Here is a 19246-nt window from a genome sequence, read left to right as displayed (position 1 = left end):
ATAATAAATATTAATTTGAAAATTCCGAAAACTTAGTAACTTACTAAAAAATTTAACTGTAGTCTTAATCTAAAATATTAATATTCTGCTTGAATAAAGTTTCTTATTTTCCCAAAGCATACTGATTTAAATTTTGAGAACTGAATAATTTTAATTCAATTAAACTTTAAACTTATAAATAATCTTAAGATAATATGAGTTGAAGTAAATGAATCCATAAACTTAATTGTTACAATTTGATGATGAAAAAGAATTTTACACTGTTATCAATTACATTGCTATTGATAATAGCAATACTTACCAATATAACAAGAGCTCAAGATAATGAAAAAGAAAATCGACATAACTTGTTAGGTTCAAATGCTGAAGGAAAACATTTCTGGTTAGTGTTTATGCAGAACGAACTTTTCAGGTATAATAATAATGTTGATATGCGGATACAAGTTGGATCAAGGTATGGTGATACAGTTACAGTTATAGTGCCAAGTTTAAGTATCTTTGAACCAGCAGTTACTTTTATTAAATACGTTCCACCTTATTCGGTTGTAACCTTTCCAATTAATGAAAATTTTGAATGCATAGGTGAAGGAGTGTTTAATCTTGGAATTGAAGTTTATTCAATGAATCATCCAATTTCAGTTTATGGTTATAATAGTAAACTACAAACATCTGATGGTTATTTAGCACTCCCAGATAACTCATGGGGAACAAGATATATCAGTGCAAATTACTCTGTTGATTCATATCCAACTGATTCTATTATACAAAATGTTGATCCATTATCTGGTAATGTTCGAGATATTATTAGAGGATCAGAGTCGGCTGTTGTGGCAAAAGAAGATTCAACATATGTTACAATTTATCCAACAGTACCAACTAAAACGATAACAACAGCTGGTAAAAGAATATTGTTAATGAGAGGCCAAGTATTTCAATTTCAGGATAGTTCAAGGAGTAGAAATGGAAATGACTTAACTGGATCGTATGTTTTATCTGATAAACCTGTTGGATTTTTTTCTGGTCATATTCGAGCAGGTATAGGTAGAACCAAACCTGATTTATTTAATGCAGAAGTTTCTAAGGATCATATCGTTGAAATGATTCCCCCAACTAATGAATTAGGGCGGAAGTATTTAGTTACTCCAATGCAACATAGGAATAGTGGTGGAGATTTGTTAAGAATTATTGCTGGAGTTCAGAACTTTGGTCCAATTGATGTTACATTATCTACTAATAATGGTGATTATAGAAATTTTTCATTAAATCCATTAGTTAGGTATTATGACTTTGATCTCAAAGATGTGGCTTATATTGAGGCTTCAGCACCTATACTTGTTGCTCAGTATTCAAGATCTATGTGGACTGATCCTGATAATGTAAATGCTGCTGTAGTAGATCAATTACCCCCACATCCATTTGATCCTGACTTGGTTTTGGCAACTCCAAATGAACAATTTGTAAATGCTGCAGTATTCCAGACTCTTCCTAATAAAAGGAATTATACAGATACAAAAACTCAATTTGACCACCATTATGTTAATATTGTAGGTGAAACGAATGGTTTTAATACCTTAAGATTAAACGGTAAGCTAATCAAAGACTACCCTCAATTTTCAACTGGGTTGGTTGGTCCACTAAACTTTGCTTATAGTTATGCTTATTTTGAAGTGCCAGATAATTCTGTACTTGCTCTTCAAGGGGATTGTTTGTTTGGTGGAATTGTATATGGTGTTGGACTTGTTGATTCTTATGCTTGGCAGATTGGTGCTGGACTGAGAAAGTTAGATGTCATTGATAGAAATAAGCCTATCATCAAAGCTAAAAAGGATTGTGCCGGATGGGCATTAATTGTAACAGATAGTTCTAAAAATGACCATGGATTGCGAGATATTTATTTAGATTCTGCTTATTCAATAAATGTTGAACTTAAGAGGGATTTTTTAATTTCTGGGGATGATGAAGTTGCTGCTACAGTTACTACTAAAGATCCTACTAAATCTGGAAGGGCTAGAGTTATTGCAAAAGACTATTTTGTTCCAGCAAATTACGATACAATTGATTTGGATTTGGAAATATATAAACCAGAAATATCTTTCAATGGATCTGTTTTAAGCTCTTTAGATTCTGCTGAGATTAAATTTTTTGATCTATTTATTGAAAACAAAACTCAAGATTTAATGTCTTTAGATACTATATTTTTGAAGTTTGGGTTGGACTCCTTAAATCAAGGATTCTCTATCTTTTCTATTGATGGAGTTAAGCCTTTTCTAATAAAAAGGAGTTTACCAAAAGGTAGCTCAATGAAAGTTACTATAAGATTCCAAGGATTTGAAAGAAAGAATTATGCAGATATTTTAACAGTTATTGCGAATTGTAGACCGTTTTATACTGATTTTGGAACAGCAATTGGTAAGCCATTAATAAGGGTTGATAGTCTTGATTTTAAAAGTTTAAGGATTGGTTTGGATAGGTGTATGAAGATTCATATTAAAAATCCTGGTGCTGCAAGATTAAAGATTGAACGAATCATTATTGATACAAATGTATTTACTTCTAATTTTTACTTGCCAATTTTTTTAGAAAAAGGAAAAGATACAACTCTTACAATTTGCTTCAAACCAAAAGTAGTTGCAAATTATACTGGAACAATTAAATTCACTGGTAATGCAGATTCAGCAGCTGTTGGACAATTAAAAGGAAGTGGGATTTATCCAAAACTATTTATAAGTGGTTATGATTTTGGAAAACATCAAGTTGGTGACACATCTTGTTCTAAAATATATATCACTAATATAGGTTCTGATACAGCAACGCTTACAGGTGTGTTTGGTTTGGTTCCTGAGGGGTTTTATATAGATCAAACTATATTTCCCTTAAAATTACCTCAAGGCGATACAGTATGGGTTAATGTTTGTTATACAGCAGTTAAGGATGGTCAAAATATTACCGATATTACAGCTTTAAATAATGACAATCTAACAGCAATAAACAATTTAAAAGGGAATGGCTTTATTTTAAGAGCTAAGTTGAGTGGTTATGATTGGTTGAAAAGATTTATAAATACAGTTCACGATACAGTAGTTTATGTAACTAATACATCTAATGAAAAAATTACTATTGAAAAGCCATATATTAGTTCTGGAGATGTAAGTGAATTTATAATTTTACCAAATCAATTTCCACTTGTACTAAATTCCGGAGAAACAGCTACTTTACCTGTTAGATTTACACCAAAATCAAGAGGACAAAAAAAATGTATTATTCAAGCACAAACAAGTTCAAGAAATTACCGTATAATTGATTCTGTTTTAGCTGGATATTGCTTAGAAGCTGAACAAAAAGATAATATTAGTTTTGATCCAACAGTTTCTCATTCATGTGATTCTAGGGGAGGAGAAGTTAACCTTATAAACACAGGTAATACTCCTTTAACTTTATCAAAACTTAGTTTAGAGTCTACTCCAAATATTGCTAAATTGATTAACCAACCTTTACCAAATCAAATAATAGATGAAAATGGCAAACTTACTGTAAAATTTTATGTCTTCTTAGATGGCTATGTTGGAAATGTAATTGGTAAATTAACTTGGACTTATGTTGAGCTTCCAGGTCAAGTATTTAGCAAATCATTCAGTTGGAAAAGTGAATCTCAAGAACATTCAATTATTTCATCAGCTCCTGAAAAAGTAAAACCATTAGCAATTCTGAACTTGAAAGTTAATGTCTCAAAAGTACATTGGAACAACCTTCCTCGACAGAGAGTATATTTAGATGTGAAATTTGATCCATTAATGGCGCTATTTAGTCCTGAAGCATGGACAAAGATATTAGATTCGACTAAGTCTGATTGGTTGCCATATGGCCAACCAAAGGTTAATAATAATATTTTTACAATTGAATTAAGACCTAGAAGTGGGATTTCACTTCCTTTAGATAATGCAATATTCCCAGAAATTCCTTTTGTGATGTTTTTTAGTGATACAAATAAAGGTGTTTTTAATATAACAATGAGAATTGATGATTCTTTATGTGCACCTGCAACTCAAACAATTCAGCCATTTAAAATTGATAGTATTTGTGGATTAAACAATAGGTTGATGGAGTTTACAGGAGTTAATTATTCCTTATCACCTATTGAACCAAACCCTGCAAGTTCATCAATAAATGTAAAATTCGATTTAGGTTTTGCAGGTATAACAACTTTTAAAATATTCTCAACCGATGGTCAATTAATTAGGACATTTATAGAAAGTTATTTAAGAGATGGTCACCATGAATTTAATTTTAATATTGGTGAAATTCCAAGTGGAAAATATATTTGTGAATTAAAATCTGGTCAATATAGTGAAAGTATAAATTTAGTTATTATAAAATAAGAAAGTTACTTAACTTGAATATTTACATTGAAGATTACAACTTAGTAGCATTTGATTACCAAATTTAAATTTATTTTAAAAAAAATGTTACATACTTTGCGACTATTCACGATATTTGTGTGTCTTAAACTTTGAAGAATTATTTATCTCAATCTATAAAATTAGTTTTATTCTATTTTTAAAGTTGATTTGTATTTAAATTGTTCTATCTTAACTCAAAAAATTATATTATAATCTTTCACAATAAAATCTTTTAAAGGTTAAACTGAATTATGAAATTACGTTTACTCTCTCTTCTGTGTATTTTAAGTGCAATAAGTATGTTCAGCACTGCTCAAGCCCAAGATGAATCTTCTAACCCACTTGATCCTATTGTAAAAAAATCAAAACTTTTAATGGGTCCAGTTTTCGGTGTTAATAGAAATTATCATACTGGTGGTTTTGGAGTATTTGATGAACCATTATGCCCAACATTCGAAAATGGAACTGGCTGGGGATTTGCTGCAGGTTTCACTGTAGAATTTCTTGCTGGTGAAACATGGAGCATTGTACCTAGAATAATGTATGAAACTCGTCCAGGTTTGTTTACAAATCAAATGCCTGATGTTGATGTATTAGTTCAGTCTGGGAACACAACCCAAAGAGTGAAACAAACAGTTGCTCTTGAATCTAGCATCAAATATAATCTTGCAACACTTGATGTTCTTTACAAACAAGAAATACTTCCTATAACTAATAACTTACGTTTATCAGCTGTAGCTGGTCCGGCTATAAGTTTAGCAATTGGTGACAACAATCGCCAAGTACAAAATCTTGATTTACCAGAAAATGCTAGATTTAAAAATCCACGTAATTTACCTTCTGAAAACAATGGAAGAACTTTAGTTTTAAAAGATAGTGAGATTGAACAAAAAAGTGGTACTCGTTTTGCTTTAAGAGCAGGTATACTAGCGGAAGTAGGTTTGTTTAACAACGCTATTATTATGACTCCTGGAGCTTATTATGATTTAGGGCTTACAAAAGTTACAAGTGCTCAAAATTGGAGCTTAAATTCATTCTTAATTCTTGTTGATTTCCGTAGAGCTTTCTAATTATATTTTTAAATTTCGAAACCGTATCAATTTTAATTGATACGGTTTTTTTTTACAGATAACCCTTATTAATTAACCATGTATTGTTGGATCGGATCCTAATTCTAAAATAATCTTAGCTTCCCTATTACACATCCAATCAAATCTGCATTTAACTTCATTTTCATTGAAATATTCACAAGCCATATCATAAAAAGTTAAATAATGACCAGCTTCTGATGCTAATAATGATTTATAAAATAATTTCAATTCATTATCTTCAACAGCTTTACTTAAAATTGAAAATCTTTCACAAGATCGAGCTTCAATTAATGCAGCAACAAGTAATGAATCTAACAATCTGAATGGTTCTAATTTTCGTATCAATCCATGTAACTTTTGTGCATACAAATCGCCATCATCTCTAACTAATGTAAACCCAAACTTCTTAATATAATACATAACTGATGAAAAATGTACAAGCTCTTCTTGAGCTAAAGCAAGCATTTTTTCAACCATATTATTTCTTTCAGGATAACGATTTAATAATGTAATTGCATTCATTGCTGCTTTTTTTTCAGAATGTGCATGATCAATCAAAACTTGCTTTAAGTTATTCTTTGCTTCATTTATCCATTGAGGTTGAGAAGTTACTTTTAAACAAAGCATAATTATTATAGGTGAGATTGATTTATAAGATTGATAAATAACAATACAATGAAAATTATAATAATGAGTTCTTCCATAATGGCAAACCAGTTTCTAAATCAAATTCTCTTGATAATGTAGCCCCAATAAATTCTGTTACTACAGATTCACAAGAATATACAATAGTTCCTATAGAAATTGTACCACCAATAAATTCACCTAAATAATTCTTAAATGTTCCAGATAATTTTATATTAGATCTTCCTTTAAATTGAGATATTACACCAGTTAAACTACATATTTCAAGCAATGTTTCTTTACTGATAATTTCAACTTGATTTGTAAATTTTGAAACAAATTCAAAATTTGTTAGAACAATTTTCTCCAAATAACCATAGACGTTAATTGTTCCACATCTGATATTTTCTTCATTAACAAATTTAGTTAAATATGAAACAAGATCTGCTTTGTATGGTATTCTACCAATGAAAATTCTATTTTGTTTGTAAGGAATTCTATTCATAAAATAAGTAAAAGTAAAAGAACAATATTAATTGTAAATTAATTTAATGGTTTATTATGATAATTAGATAATAGATTTAATTCCATTTTATTTCTTCAACAATTTTATATCCATATTTAAAGTAAAAAAATATTGTTAATGATTTTTTAATATAGAAAATACCTATTTAAAAAATAATATTTACTTTTAGGAAAAAAAATGTTTGAGCAATAAAATACCATTAGCAAAGAAGCAACTTGAATTGCACTTAATCCAAAAATAAAAATATGATTGGGCTTAATAAATTCAATTGAAAATCTGAAAATAAAATATGACATCATAAAAATTCTGAAAAGTGTTCCGTTAGGTAAGCCAGTTTGATAAATTTTCTTTAGGAGTAAATAAATTAAAAGCAAATATAAAATCTCATATAATTGTGTTGGGTGCCTGTTTATTCCATCACCAAAATTTACACCAAAAATAGACTTTGTTTTAATGCCATATGTACCATCTTCAAGACCTTGAAGAAAACAACCAATTCTTCCAATACAAGTACCAATTATTGTTGGAAACACAAATAAATCTCCAGTTGAAAATTTAATTTGATTAAAATATTTGGCAACTTCTACACCAGCCCATCCTCCAATAAATCCACCAACTATTGTTTTGCCTCCAAGAAAAAAGTTTAAGAAATTAAGTTTTGTAAACTCTTGGGCATCAAGTATATTTAAGAGTTTTGAGCCTAAAGCAGCTCCAAAAATACAACCTGTAATTAACCATAAGTTTTTATCAATTGAAATCTCATTTTGAGCAAAATTTGACCGAAGATATTTATAATATCTAAAACCGATAATGTAACCAAGCGATTCAAAAATAAAATGAGCTGAAATATTAAAACTTGAAATATGAAATTCAATTGGAAAATTCATGAAAAAACTAATTTTATGAATTAAGGATATTAATTAACTAAACCCAATTCCATAAGTACTGTTTTTAAAATATCTCTATTTGTTTTAGATAGTTGTACTAAAGGTAAACGAAAATTTGCTTCCTCAAAAATACCCATCATACTAAGAGCTTCTTTTACAGGTACGGGATTTGTTTCAATAAAATTTGTTCTCATTAAATCAAAGAGTTTATGGTGTAGGAACTTGGCATGATTAAAATCATTTGCTAAAGCACATCTTACCATATCACCAAAATCTTTGGGAGCTTCATTACTAATAACTGCAATAACTCCAATACCACCAAGAGAAATTAATGGTACTGTAAGGCTATCTTCTCCACTCAATAACCCAAACCCATTTGGAGCATCGCGAATAATTTTTGAACATTGTTCTATATCAGCCGATGCTTCTTTAATTGCAACTATATTTTTAAATTTTGAAGCAAGTTCTAAAGTTGTTTCTGCTGTAATATTCCCTCCAGTTCTTCCTGGAACATTATAAAGTATAATTGGTAAATCTGAACAAGCATTCGCAATAGCACTAAAGTGAGCAATTAATCCATTCTGATTCGGTTTGTTGTAATAAGGAGAAACAAGTAAAACCCCATCAACTCCTAATTCTTGAGCTTCAAGGGAAAATTCAATTGTTTGGCTAGTAATATTAGACCCAGTCCCTGCAATTACTTTAGGTTTGTGAGAAGCATAATTTCTTGCTTTTTCAAGAGTAAATTTAATTACTTCAATCCTTTCATTATGGTTCATTGTTGCACTTTCTCCAGTAGAACCGCATGGAACAAGACATTCAATCCCATTGTCAATTTGATAATCAATAAGCTTACCTAAAGATGAAAAATTAATTGAACCATCTAAATTAAATGGTGTAGAGAGTGCTGTTCCTGTACCTTTGAATATATATTCCATTTTCTTTTATAAAAAAATAAAGTTAGTAAAATTAATTTATTGAATTATTAATCTAGAATTGTAAATTGTTGGAGAGAAGACCTAAGTAATTCTGGAATTTTTACTTTCTGTTTGTCTTCAATGGAAACACAAACAAGCCTACAATAACCTTTTGCCAAAATGATTTTAGTACCTTTTTTTTCAAAACTAAAAGAGATTGTAAATGATGTCGTTCCCCAATGAGAAATCCAAATTGATATTTCCATTTCATCGTCTAATTTAGCAGGATGCAAATAACTATTGTAGTATTCAGCACGAATAGGAAAACAGTTTAATTTCTGAAATGCTTCAGAATAAGGTAAACCCATTGACCGATACATTTCTGTTTCAGCAATTTCAAAAAATCTTATGTACGAACCATAATATATAATTTGTGCTGGATCACAGTCAATCCAACGAACGCGTTCAATAATCTTAAATGGTTTCAATGATGTTTAATGTGAAATTATAAACTAACTTAATTGATTTGAATTGAAAAAAAAATCTAATTAACAACAGCCACCTCCGTTATAAAAATATGTAGAATCTGAAATAAAAATATCTTCTTTATTCAGTGCATTTAAGTTATTAGCGGTTTTATCACAAATAGACAAAGGCATATTAACAATTAAGTGATGTCCTTTTTTGTCATCAAAAGAATCATCTTTCCCGAAATAAATTGCTGTTTTACCAGTAAAAACACAAGGTCCATCTTCAGGTACAGGCTGCTTAATTGCACATACTTCAACACTTTCAATAAAAAGTAATTCTTGAGTATTAAAATGATTTGGAGATAAAACTCTGTATGGTCTTTTAGCTCTTACTTCAATTGTTCCAAAACCAATATCTGAAATTAATTTTATATAATCATCCAAAGGTATAGCACCACTCAAACATAAGGCTCTAAGCCGTTCATCATTTCGTAAATTATCTGGTATGAGTTGGTTGCAAATAGGGTCAGAAAGAACAAGTTTACCATTTGGTTTTAATACTCTATACATTTCAGATAATGCTTTTTTTAAATCATTTAACTCAAAGATATTAAACAAACAATTTTGAGCAGCAATATCAATGGAATTATCTTCAACAGGTAAATTTAAAGCATCTCCTTTTCGAATATCTACAAAATTACTATTGAACCAAGAATTGCATTCTTCTGCAATTAACAAATTATTTTTGCAAGCAATAATCATATCATCAACTACATCTACACCTACAACAGAACCTGAGTTACGGCTAAAATATGAAAACTGAAGAACTTCCATGCCACCACCAACTCCAACATAAAGAATTTTAGGATTATTTATTAAGTCGCTCGGATTAACTGTACTACCACATCCATAGTTCATATCGAGCATAATTTGTGGTATCATCAAGTCTGGGAATTGCCAAACTGGAGAAGTTGTACAACACAAACCAATATCAGGTTTAAGAGCTGCTTGAGAATAAACATCTTTAGTAGTTTCTAAATAACTCAAAATTTATAAAGGTAATAAATGAAAAAAAAGTTGAACTTAAATGAAGTGAATAAATAAAAAATGTTGTTAAAATTCTTTGTCAATAATAAGAATTGTAGTTTGTTGAGTATAATATTTTTTTTTATTGTTTAAAATTAATTCTTAATCAACATTTTATAAAAATTATGTTAATACAAATGTTTTGAAATTCAAAGGAATTATATTAATAAAACTTTATCAGATTTCAAAAAAATATATTCAGGTGCTTTTATTAAAATATAAAATTTTTAAATTAAAAACATCACAACCATTTTGTACCTTTTTCATTTCTCTAAATTCTTGTACAATAACCAATTCTATTGTGTTTCCATTAGATAAAGCAATTGATTATATTAATAATTAAGTTATCAATAACTATTTTTTTATAAGATTTTCAGAATGATAAATACAAACTAATATACAAAGGAAAAAACATTTTTTTGATTAAAAAATAAGAACATACTAAATTAAGGAAAAGAAATTTTTCATGGTAAAAATGAAAGTTTATCAAATAAAAAAAGTCATTATAAAATAAAAATATTGTAATATAAAAATCATAATAAATTATTTTCTTATTTTTGCAAGCAAAATTTCATATTTCGAAATTAATATAATAAAACAATAAATTTTTAAAACTAGTTTTTTAAATCACAATGGCTAAAGAGAAATTTGACAGAAGTAAACCCCACGTTAATGTGGGTACCGTAGGTCACGTTGATCATGGTAAAACAACTTTAACAGCTGCTATTACAATGGCATTGGCTATTAAAAATGGTGGTGAAAGAAGATCATTCGATTCGATTGATAACGCTCCAGAAGAACGTGCACGTGGTATAACAATTGCAACAGCACACGTAGAGTATCAAACAGATGCTCGTCATTATGCACACGTTGACTGTCCGGGCCACGCCGATTATGTAAAAAACATGATTACTGGTGCTGCTCAAATGGATGGAGCAATTTTAGTTTGTGCTGCAACTGACGGACCAATGCCTCAAACACGTGAGCATATTTTGTTATGCCGTCAAGTAGGTGTTCCTAAAATGGTTGTATTCATGAACAAAGTTGATATTGCTGATCCTGATTTGATTGAGTTAGTAGAAATGGAACTTCGTGAACTTCTTACTAAATATGAATTCCCTGGTGATGACATTCCAATTATAAAAGGTTCAGCTCTTCAAGCTTTAGAAGCTGGAACTGAAGGTGCACCTCCAGAAGATCCACGTTATCAGTGTATTTGGGATTTAATGGATGCTGTTGATACTTACATTCCTACTCCAATTCGTGATACAGAAAAACCTTTCCTTATGCCAGTTGAGGACGTATTCTCAATTACAGGTCGTGGTACTGTAGGTACTGGTCGTATTGAACGTGGTATTATTAATGTAAACGAGGAAGTTGAAATTGTTGGTTTTGGTTTAAATAAAAAATCAGTTGTTACCGGAGTTGAAATGTTTCGTAAACTTTTAGATAACGGTCGTGCTGGTGATAACGTAGGCTTGTTACTTCGTGGAGTTGACAAAGAAGAGTTAGAGCGTGGAATGGTTATATGTAAGCCAGGTTCTATTACTCCTCATACAATTTTCACAGCTCAGGTTTATGTACTTTCTAAAGAGGAAGGCGGACGTCATACACCATTTTTTAATGGCTACAGACCACAATTCTATTTTAGAACAACAGATGTAACTGGAGTTGCTTCACTTCCTGCTGGAACTGAGATGGTTATGCCAGGTGATAATATTGATAACATGCAAATAGAGTTAATTATGCCAGTTGCTATGGAAGAAGGTCTTCGCTTCGCGATTCGTGAAGGAGGGCGTACTGTAGGTGCGGGTGTTGTTACTAAAATTATCAAATAATATACTCATTAGATTAACAAAAATTAAACCCTGCAATGTTTTAAAAACAGTGCAGGGTTTATTCTTATAAATAAACGACCTAAAACAAAAGTTATTGAACAATAATTTTTTTAAATGAAACTCCTAAATTAGTATTGATTACAGCATTATAACAACCAACAGTTAACTCACTCAAATCGAGAGTTAAATATTTTTCATTGTTAAAATAAATTCTTTTTACTAACTCACCATTAATATTAAATAATTGAACATTGCCAGAACAAAGATTTTGATCTAAAGTTAATAAAGTACGAGAATGGCTTGGATTGGGAAAAATACTAACATTTATTGCTCGTCCAAATTCTACGATGTTAGAAGGAGTGTATTCACCAAAGTCCTTCATAATTTTATCTCCATTTACAAACATATAAATGTTAGGAGCATTAGGTCTAGTTTTAATAAAATATTTCTTAAAAAATACATATTCAGTAGTAGAGTCAATAGTCCAAATGCCTTTCTCATCTAATCTACTTGAAAAAGGAGTAGCTACTTGAATTTTAGAATCTTCGTTTTTATAAAAACCAGTATATAAACTATTTCTATTTCTATTAACAGTATCAGGATCTATAGGCATATTAATAACTTCAACAAACTTCCAATTTGCACCACCATCAGTAGTTTTAGATAAATACCCACGAGTAGTATCTTTATAAACTAATTCAGGATAAATGTGACCCAAGCACCAACCAGTTAAAGAATCTTTAAATACAAAAGTGCGAGCACTAATTGAATCTCTTGGAATAAAGGAATTAACAGGGTCTTCAATAATTTTCCAATTTTCACCTCCATCAATTGTTTTACCTAAGAATTCATTTTTAGAAGTTTTTAAATCTAAAATTTTACATAAAAATATATTTGGACCTAGGCATTTAATAAAGCCATTATATCTTGAAGTTGCAGCTTGTGCAACATAAAAGCCAGTTGGAATTTTTACTTCCTTAACAGTTTTCCAACCATCAGTAGTAGAAAATAAATGAGTGTTTACACCAAAAGCTTCACTATCTACTAAAGCAATCCCAACATTTTTATCATGCATACTCAGTAAGGAAACATAAGGAATTGCTGGAAACATTGATAAATTAGGAATTATCAATTGTTTAGATTCCCAATTTTTCCCACCATCATTTGTATATACCACATAATTTGGTTCGCAACCTAAATATATATCATTTTTTGAAACATACTCAATTACTTTTGGCCAAAAAAAGTTCTTCGTTCCAGGAATTTGATAATTTTGTAAAATATGTTCCCAAGTTAAACCTCCATTAGTAGAATTAACCACTCCTCTTACAAATTCGTTTGTATTATTTAGATTTTTCATAAAATATGGCATTACAATATGATCTGAATCTAAAACTGACCCAACATAAAAGTTCGTATAGAAATTTTCTTTTGGATAATAAAGTACCTCCTTCCAAATATGAGGTTGGCAAATAGATACAAATAAACTTGATCCAAAAATAAATATGTAAAAAAATATTTTATTCATTATTTTAATCAATTTGAATTAGAAATAATTTTCTTAAATAGCTTTGTTGATGGTAGAAAGGCTTCACATGGCACTGTATAGCAAACATTATTTTGTCTAGTTCCAGATATTAGAGTTATACAATTATCTATACCATTGCCTTTTACAGAAGTTGATATATGAGTTGGTGGATTAGTTGTTAAATCAAATAAATTTTCACAACAATTTTCACCACAAGGTAAAATAGCTTGCATATAATTTGCAGGTTGACCATACGGAGCAATATTAAATGGTGCGGTAGTTAACCAACAATTTGATGTATAAACATGGAGAACTGTAGTACATACACCTGGAATATTCTTGACAGCATCCAACGCTGATTTAACTGCCGTTTGAAATATAATGTTATAATCCATATTACCAAACATGAACAATCTGTAGGTTCTGTAATTTTATCCAGCCATAATTCACAAGTACCACAACCTAATGAAATTTTATACTCAACTATAATTGGACAATATACTGAATCTGGTCAAGGATGGCGAAAAGCTACAACATCCCAATACCATTTATTTTCTTGGCAATCAACACAGGCATTAGGTGGTGGGTATGTAGGGTTATCAATCTTTGCAAATGTATTATTTTTCAGAATAGTATGAAAAATAATAATTAATAGGATAAATTTGAAAAAAACTAAAACATTGATTTTTTTAAGATTTAATAATTTCATTGATATGAAAGTTAGAGCTTAAATATTTTTAAAAAAAAATATGAAACATTATATCCTTCAACTTTTAAATGTACAAAATAATTTGAAATAGTTGAGAATTATTTATTTATGAAAATAATTAAAGAATTGAGTAACATTTAAACTAACTTATCATACTCCAACAATCTTCAAAAGATCTGTAATATCTTCAAGTACATAATCTGAGTTTACATTTTGATTTCCAAAAGAATCGCCATATTTCGCGAAGGCGGTAATCATTCCAACTTGTCTGGCACCCACCATATCACGGTCTGCCCAATCACCAATCATAATAGCTTCATGAGGCTCAACTCCAAGTTTTGAAAGAGCTAATAGAAATGGTTCTGGTTCAGGTTTCCTTTTTCCTGTATCATCGAAAGTAACAACAGCATCAAATAAATGATGAAAATTTATATAGCACAATCTTAACCAAGCTTCACGAGTTGGAGCATCAGATAAAATGGCTAATTTAATTCCACGTTTAACAAGTTCCATTATAGTAGCTGAAACATGAGGATATGGCTTTAATGCTGCTTCACGAGCTCTTCGGTAAGCAACAATACCAGCTGATAAAACTTTAAAATCTACTTTACCTAATACTTTAATTAACAGCTCATCAAATACTTTTTGATATTCAATTCCTTGTTCTAAATATATTTCATCAATATGTGATTTAACTTTTTCGACAGACATATTTAAGCCAGCATCTATCATAGAATCAATAGCAGCATTTATGGCTTGGCGTTTCATTGCCATAAAGTCAACTAAAGTATTATCTAAATCGAAAACAACTGCACGAATCATTATTTTTTATTGTTTAGAATTAATTAAAAAACCACTATTTTAACACTAACCAAATTAATGAATTGAAACTAATATTAACCAAACCATTTTTAACAAATTAAAATGAAAAAACATTATTATTTAATTGTAGCTATGACTTTTTGTTTTGCTAATATTTTAACTGCACAACAATTACCATTACTAACAAATCCAGTTGTTTCTGATTTGAATTATATGATGGAAATAACTCCAATTCAACAAGCATTACCTAATTTATTAAAACTTCGTGGAGTTAGATATTTTTGGAATCCAAATGCTAATTCTAAAATGAAGTTTTCTCAAGTAACACAAATTGGTTTAGTTGCACAAGAGCTTGAACAAGAGTTCTCAGAAATAGTTTTTGAAGATAAAGCAACTGGAGCAAAAACAATTGATTACGGAAGGTTAACTCCTGTAATTGTTGAGGCTATAAAAGAACTAAGTAGTAAAAACGAAAAATTAGAAATTGAAAATAAATCACAAGCTGAGAAATTAAAGGACTTGCAATCTCAGTTAGATGAAATAAAAAGGAAATTAGAAGGCTCTTTAGTTATTCCACAGAAATAAGTTTATTAAAAAAAATGGAGAGTTTTTTTAACTCTCCATTTAGATTACAGTTTAAAATTATAATTAATTTACTAAATGGTTTTCTTAGTTTTAATTGAGTTGGGTTTTAATTGGCTAATAAAATTTTCAAAATCTCATTTTCATATTTTCAATTGTTTTCACCTTTTTTTCACCAGCTGGCTTTGAGTTTCCAACATCATCTGGCTTTGACTTTGGTGGTGGAGTTATTGTCATCCCACCGTCTGATATCATTATTTCTTTAAATGTACTTTTTTCCATGTTTATTTTATTTTTGATTGTTTAATTAATTACATTCCTAAGTTAACAAATTTATATTCTACTATTACTAATCCATTTGAATCTATTGGTACATCTTTCATTTGATTATCTTGGAAAATACACCCATTTATAAAAATTCCTACCATTCAAAAAAATTAAAAACAAAAAAATTAAATTTGATATACTTCATTTAATAGATTGATAAATATCATTTAAAATTTAGTTGAAAATATCAAATTATGAATTGAACAAAATTGATTTTCATATATTTGTTAATTATAACAACATAAAATTCTCTTATAAATGTCAGAAGAAAAAGTAACTCCTCGTGGTGAAGATTATTCTCAATGGTACTTAGATGTTATCCAAAAAGCGAAACTTGTTGACTATGGTCCTGTTAAAGGGACAATGGTTATTAGACCTTATGGTTATGCAATATGGGAGTTAATTCAACAAGCATTAGATAAAAGTTTTAAAGAGACTGGTCATGAAAATGCATACTTCCCAATGTTTATTCCCTATTCATTTATAATGAAGGAGGCTCAACATGTTGAGGGATTTTCACCTGAGTTGGCATTAGTTACTCATGCTGGTGGGAAAGAATTAGAGGAGGCTTTAGTAGTTCGCCCAACTAGCGAAACAATTATCAATCATATGTATTCAAATTGGATTAAGTCATATCGAGATTTACCTGTTTTAATAAATCAATGGGCTAATGTAGTTAGATGGGAAATGAAAACCAAACCATTCCTAAGGACAACTGAATTTTTGTGGCAAGAAGGTCACACAGCCCATTCAACACCAGAAGAAGCAGAGGAAGAAACCTTGAAAATGCTAAAGGTATATTCAGATTTTGCTTATAACGAAGCTGCAATACCAGTCATTTATGGACGGAAATCCGAAAATGAAAAATTTGCTGGAGCTGAAAGAACCTATACAATTGAGGCAATGATGGGAGATGGAAAGGCATTACAATCTGGAACATCTCACAATTTAGGGCAAAATTTTGCAAAGGCTTTTAATACTAGATTCCTTACACAAAATGGAGAGTTAGAGTATCCTTGGCAAACTTCTTGGGGAGTTTCAACAAGAATGGTTGGGGGAATTATAATGGCTCATGGAGATGATAAGGGCTTAGTACTACCACCCAGATTAGCCCCTTTTCAAGCAATAATTGTGCCTATTTGGCAGAAAGAAGAAGATAAACAAGCAGTGTTTGAAATGTGCAGTAATGTAGAAAAATTGTTGAAATTATCAGGAATTCGTGTTAAATCAGATATGTCAGAACAAGAAACTCCTGGATGGAAATATAATGAATGGGAAATGAAAGGTGTTCCATTAAGAATTGAAATTGGACCTAAAGATGTAGCAAAAAATGCAGTAGTTTTTGCAAGAAGAGATAAACCAGGAAAAGAGGGCAAGCAATTTGGAATACCTGTTGATGAAGTTGGAACAACAGCTGTAAATTGGCTTGAAGATATTCAAAACTCAATTCTACAAAAAGCAATTTTATTTAGAGATTCAAATATAATTGATGTTACTAATCTTGAAGAATTTAAATTAGTTATAGAGTCTGGGAAATGGGTAAGAGCTGCTTGGGCAGGAACTAGTGAAATGGAAAAAATATTAAAAGATCAAACTGGAGCAACCTTAAGATGTTTCCCATTAGATCAACCAAGTGAAATTGGCAATTGCTTTTATACTGGGGTTAAAGCAAATGAGATTGCACTTTTTGCAAAGTCTTATTAACAATAAATTTGATTATAAATTAAAAAAAGACTACCAAAATAAATTTATTTCATCATAGGGATAATAATATTATGTTTTTTAGCATTGTCAATTGCTCTCTGGTAACCAGCATCTGAATGCCTTATTATACCCATTCCTGGATCATAAGTTAAAACTCTTGAAAGCTTGGAAGAAGCTTCATCAGTCCCATCTGCCACAATAACCATACCTGCGTGTTGGCTGTAGCCCATACCGACTCCACCACCATGATGAAGAGAAACCCAAGTAGCACCACCAATAGCGTTTAGTGCAAAATTTAGCATAACCCAATCACTTATTGCATCGCTTCCATCTAACATTGCTTCAGTTTCACGGTTAGGGCTTGCTACTGAGCCGCAATCAAGATGATCCCGACCAATAACAATTGGTGCAGAAACTCTACCATCTTTTACCATTTCATTAAATAATAAACCAGCTTTTTCACGTTCACCATATCCAAGCCAACAAATTCTAGCTGGCAAACCCTGCCAATGAACTTTTTTTTGTGCCATATTAATCCATCTATGCAAACCAATATCATCTGGGAATAACTCAAGTATTGCTTTATCAGTAGCAAAAATATCTTGCTCATCTCCTGATAATGCTACCCATCTGAACGGACCTTTACCATCACAAAAAAGTGGTCTAATATATTCTGGAACAAATCCCTTAAAAGAATAAGCTCTATTAAAACCTGCTTTCAGAGCCTCTGCTCTGATATTATTTCCATAATCAAAAACAATAGAACCTTTATCTTGCATAGCAACCATAGTTTCAACATGTTTGCGAATAGATTCTGATGCGAGTTCGAGATATTCTTCTTTATTATTTTTCCTTAATAATTTTGCTTCTTCAATTGTTATTCCAGCAGGATAGTAACCGTTAAGTGGATCATGAGCAGAAGTTTGATCTGTTAATACATCTGGAATTATGTTCCTATTTAACATTTGAGGTAAAATCTCTGCTGCATTTCCTAATAACCCTATTGATAACCCTTCTCCTTTTTCTTGAGCAATTTTTAAGTATGAAAGAGCTTCATCTAAAGTTGTTGCTTTTTTATCACAATAACCATCATGTAATCTTTTATCAATTCTCCATTCTTCTGCTTCTATACATAATGCTGCTCCTTTGTTCATTGTTATTGCAAGTGGCTGAGCACCACCCATTCCTCCCAAGCCAGCTGTTACACATAATTTCCCTGACAAGCTACCTCCAAAATGTTGGTTGGCACATTCTAAAAAAGTTTCATACGTTCCTTGTAAAATTCCTTGTGTACCAATATAAATCCAGCTTCCTGCAGTCATCTGACCGTACATAATTAATCCCATAGCATCTAACCTTCGGAATTCGTCCCAGTTAGCCCAATTAGGAACCAAGTTTGAATTAGCTATTATAACGCGAGGAGCATTTTCATATGTTTTGAAAACACCAACCGGTTTACCAGATTGGATAAGTAAAGTTTCATCTGGCTTGAGCTTTAATAATGATTCTAAAATTGCTTCAAGCGATTGATGATTTCTAGCTGCTTTACCTAATCCACCATATACTATAAGCTCATCTGGTAGCTCTGCTACTTCAGGATCAAGATTGTTTTGAATCATTCTATAAGCAGCCTCAATTTGCCAGTTGGCACATGACAACTTTGAACCTCTTGGGGATCTATATATTTTTTTTGAATTTATTTCTGACATTTTTAAATTAATTGATAAATAATATTGTA

17 protein-coding genes are annotated in these 19246 nt (G+C 30.4%); 6 read left to right on the top strand and 11 right to left on the bottom strand.

Annotated features, from left to right (window positions below):
* Positions 1-242: 242 nt before the first annotated feature.
* Together IPP08_12000 and IPP08_11995 are read left to right on the top strand one after the other, a co-directional pair.
* Entirely contained in the window at positions 243-4376 is a 4134-nt protein-coding gene (locus IPP08_12000) for a hypothetical protein (protein ID QQS66463.1), read from the top strand.
* A 272-nt stretch (positions 4377-4648) separates the two neighbouring features.
* A complete protein-coding gene (locus IPP08_11995; protein QQS66462.1) occupies positions 4649-5467 on the top strand; it encodes an outer membrane beta-barrel protein in 819 nt (272 codons plus the stop codon).
* 72 nt (positions 5468-5539) lie between these two features.
* Here the strand turns inward: IPP08_11995 and IPP08_11990 are convergent, their stop codons facing one another.
* From IPP08_11990 to arsM, 6 genes are all read right to left on the bottom strand, one after another.
* Positions 5540-6115, bottom strand: coding sequence for a tRNA-(ms[2]io[6]A)-hydroxylase (locus IPP08_11990; protein ID QQS66461.1), 576 nt, complete (start codon positions 6113-6115; stop codon positions 5540-5542).
* Between the two features lie 55 nt (positions 6116-6170).
* Positions 6171-6617, bottom strand: a complete 447-nt coding sequence (locus IPP08_11985; protein ID QQS66460.1) for a DNA-binding protein — start codon at positions 6615-6617, stop codon at positions 6171-6173.
* Between the two features lie 146 nt (positions 6618-6763).
* Positions 6764-7525: a prolipoprotein diacylglyceryl transferase gene (locus IPP08_11980; protein ID QQS66459.1), complete on the bottom strand. Its 762-nt coding sequence runs from the start codon at positions 7523-7525 to the stop codon at positions 6764-6766.
* 29 nt (positions 7526-7554) lie between these two features.
* Positions 7555-8454 carry a 4-hydroxy-tetrahydrodipicolinate synthase gene (locus IPP08_11975; GenBank protein ID QQS67891.1) on the bottom strand — a complete coding sequence of 300 codons (900 nt, stop codon included), beginning with the start codon at positions 8452-8454 and terminating at the stop codon, positions 7555-7557.
* A 56-nt stretch (positions 8455-8510) separates the two neighbouring features.
* Positions 8511-8930, bottom strand: a complete 420-nt coding sequence (locus tag IPP08_11970) for an acyl-CoA thioesterase (protein QQS66458.1) — start codon at positions 8928-8930, stop codon at positions 8511-8513.
* A 60-nt stretch (positions 8931-8990) separates the two neighbouring features.
* Positions 8991-9959 carry an arsenosugar biosynthesis arsenite methyltransferase ArsM gene (arsM, locus tag IPP08_11965; protein QQS66457.1) on the bottom strand — a complete coding sequence of 323 codons (969 nt, stop codon included), beginning with the start codon at positions 9957-9959 and terminating at the stop codon, positions 8991-8993.
* A 671-nt stretch (positions 9960-10630) separates the two neighbouring features.
* Between arsM and tuf the strand changes: the two genes are divergently transcribed.
* Positions 10631-11836, top strand: a complete 1206-nt coding sequence (gene tuf, locus IPP08_11960; protein QQS66456.1) for an elongation factor Tu — start codon at positions 10631-10633, stop codon at positions 11834-11836.
* A gap of 91 nt (positions 11837-11927) precedes the next feature.
* Here the strand turns inward: tuf and IPP08_11955 are convergent, their stop codons facing one another.
* Entirely contained in the window at positions 11928-13364 is a 1437-nt protein-coding gene (locus tag IPP08_11955; GenBank protein ID QQS66455.1) for a T9SS type A sorting domain-containing protein, read from the bottom strand.
* Between the two features lie 8 nt (positions 13365-13372).
* Positions 13373-13759, bottom strand: a complete 387-nt coding sequence (locus tag IPP08_11950; protein QQS66454.1) for a hypothetical protein — start codon at positions 13757-13759, stop codon at positions 13373-13375.
* On the opposite strand from IPP08_11950, the gene IPP08_11945 reads away from it, so the two are divergent.
* A complete protein-coding gene (locus tag IPP08_11945) occupies positions 13736-14002 on the top strand; it encodes a hypothetical protein (GenBank protein ID QQS66453.1) in 267 nt (88 codons plus the stop codon). The genes IPP08_11950 and IPP08_11945 overlap by 24 nt on opposite strands.
* Positions 14003-14223: 221 nt before the next feature.
* Here IPP08_11945 and IPP08_11940 read toward each other — a convergent pair whose 3' ends face one another.
* On the bottom strand, positions 14224-14895 hold the full coding sequence (locus IPP08_11940) for a TIGR02253 family HAD-type hydrolase (protein ID QQS66452.1): 672 nt from the start codon (positions 14893-14895) through the stop codon (positions 14224-14226).
* A 102-nt stretch (positions 14896-14997) separates the two neighbouring features.
* On the opposite strand from IPP08_11940, the gene IPP08_11935 reads away from it, so the two are divergent.
* Entirely contained in the window at positions 14998-15480 is a 483-nt protein-coding gene (locus IPP08_11935) for a tail fiber domain-containing protein (GenBank protein QQS66451.1), read from the top strand.
* Between the two features lie 126 nt (positions 15481-15606).
* Here the strand turns inward: IPP08_11935 and IPP08_11930 are convergent, their stop codons facing one another.
* Positions 15607-15759: a hypothetical protein gene (locus IPP08_11930; protein ID QQS66450.1), complete on the bottom strand. Its 153-nt coding sequence runs from the start codon at positions 15757-15759 to the stop codon at positions 15607-15609.
* 303 nt (positions 15760-16062) lie between these two features.
* Here IPP08_11930 and IPP08_11925 point away from each other — a divergent pair, with 303 nt between their 5' ends.
* Complete coding sequence (locus IPP08_11925) at positions 16063-17508, top strand: proline--tRNA ligase (GenBank protein ID QQS66449.1); 1446 nt, start codon at positions 16063-16065, stop codon at positions 17506-17508.
* 44 nt (positions 17509-17552) lie between these two features.
* Here IPP08_11925 and hutU read toward each other — a convergent pair whose 3' ends face one another.
* Positions 17553-19217, bottom strand: coding sequence for a urocanate hydratase (gene hutU / locus IPP08_11920; protein QQS66448.1), 1665 nt, complete (start codon positions 19215-19217; stop codon positions 17553-17555).
* Positions 19218-19246: the final 29 nt, after the last annotated feature.

This window comes from Chlorobiota bacterium, from assembly GCA_016700335.1.
In the GTDB taxonomy this organism is placed as follows: domain Bacteria; phylum Bacteroidota; class Ignavibacteria; order OLB7; family OLB7.
This window is presented reverse-complemented; position numbering and strand designations above follow the sequence as displayed.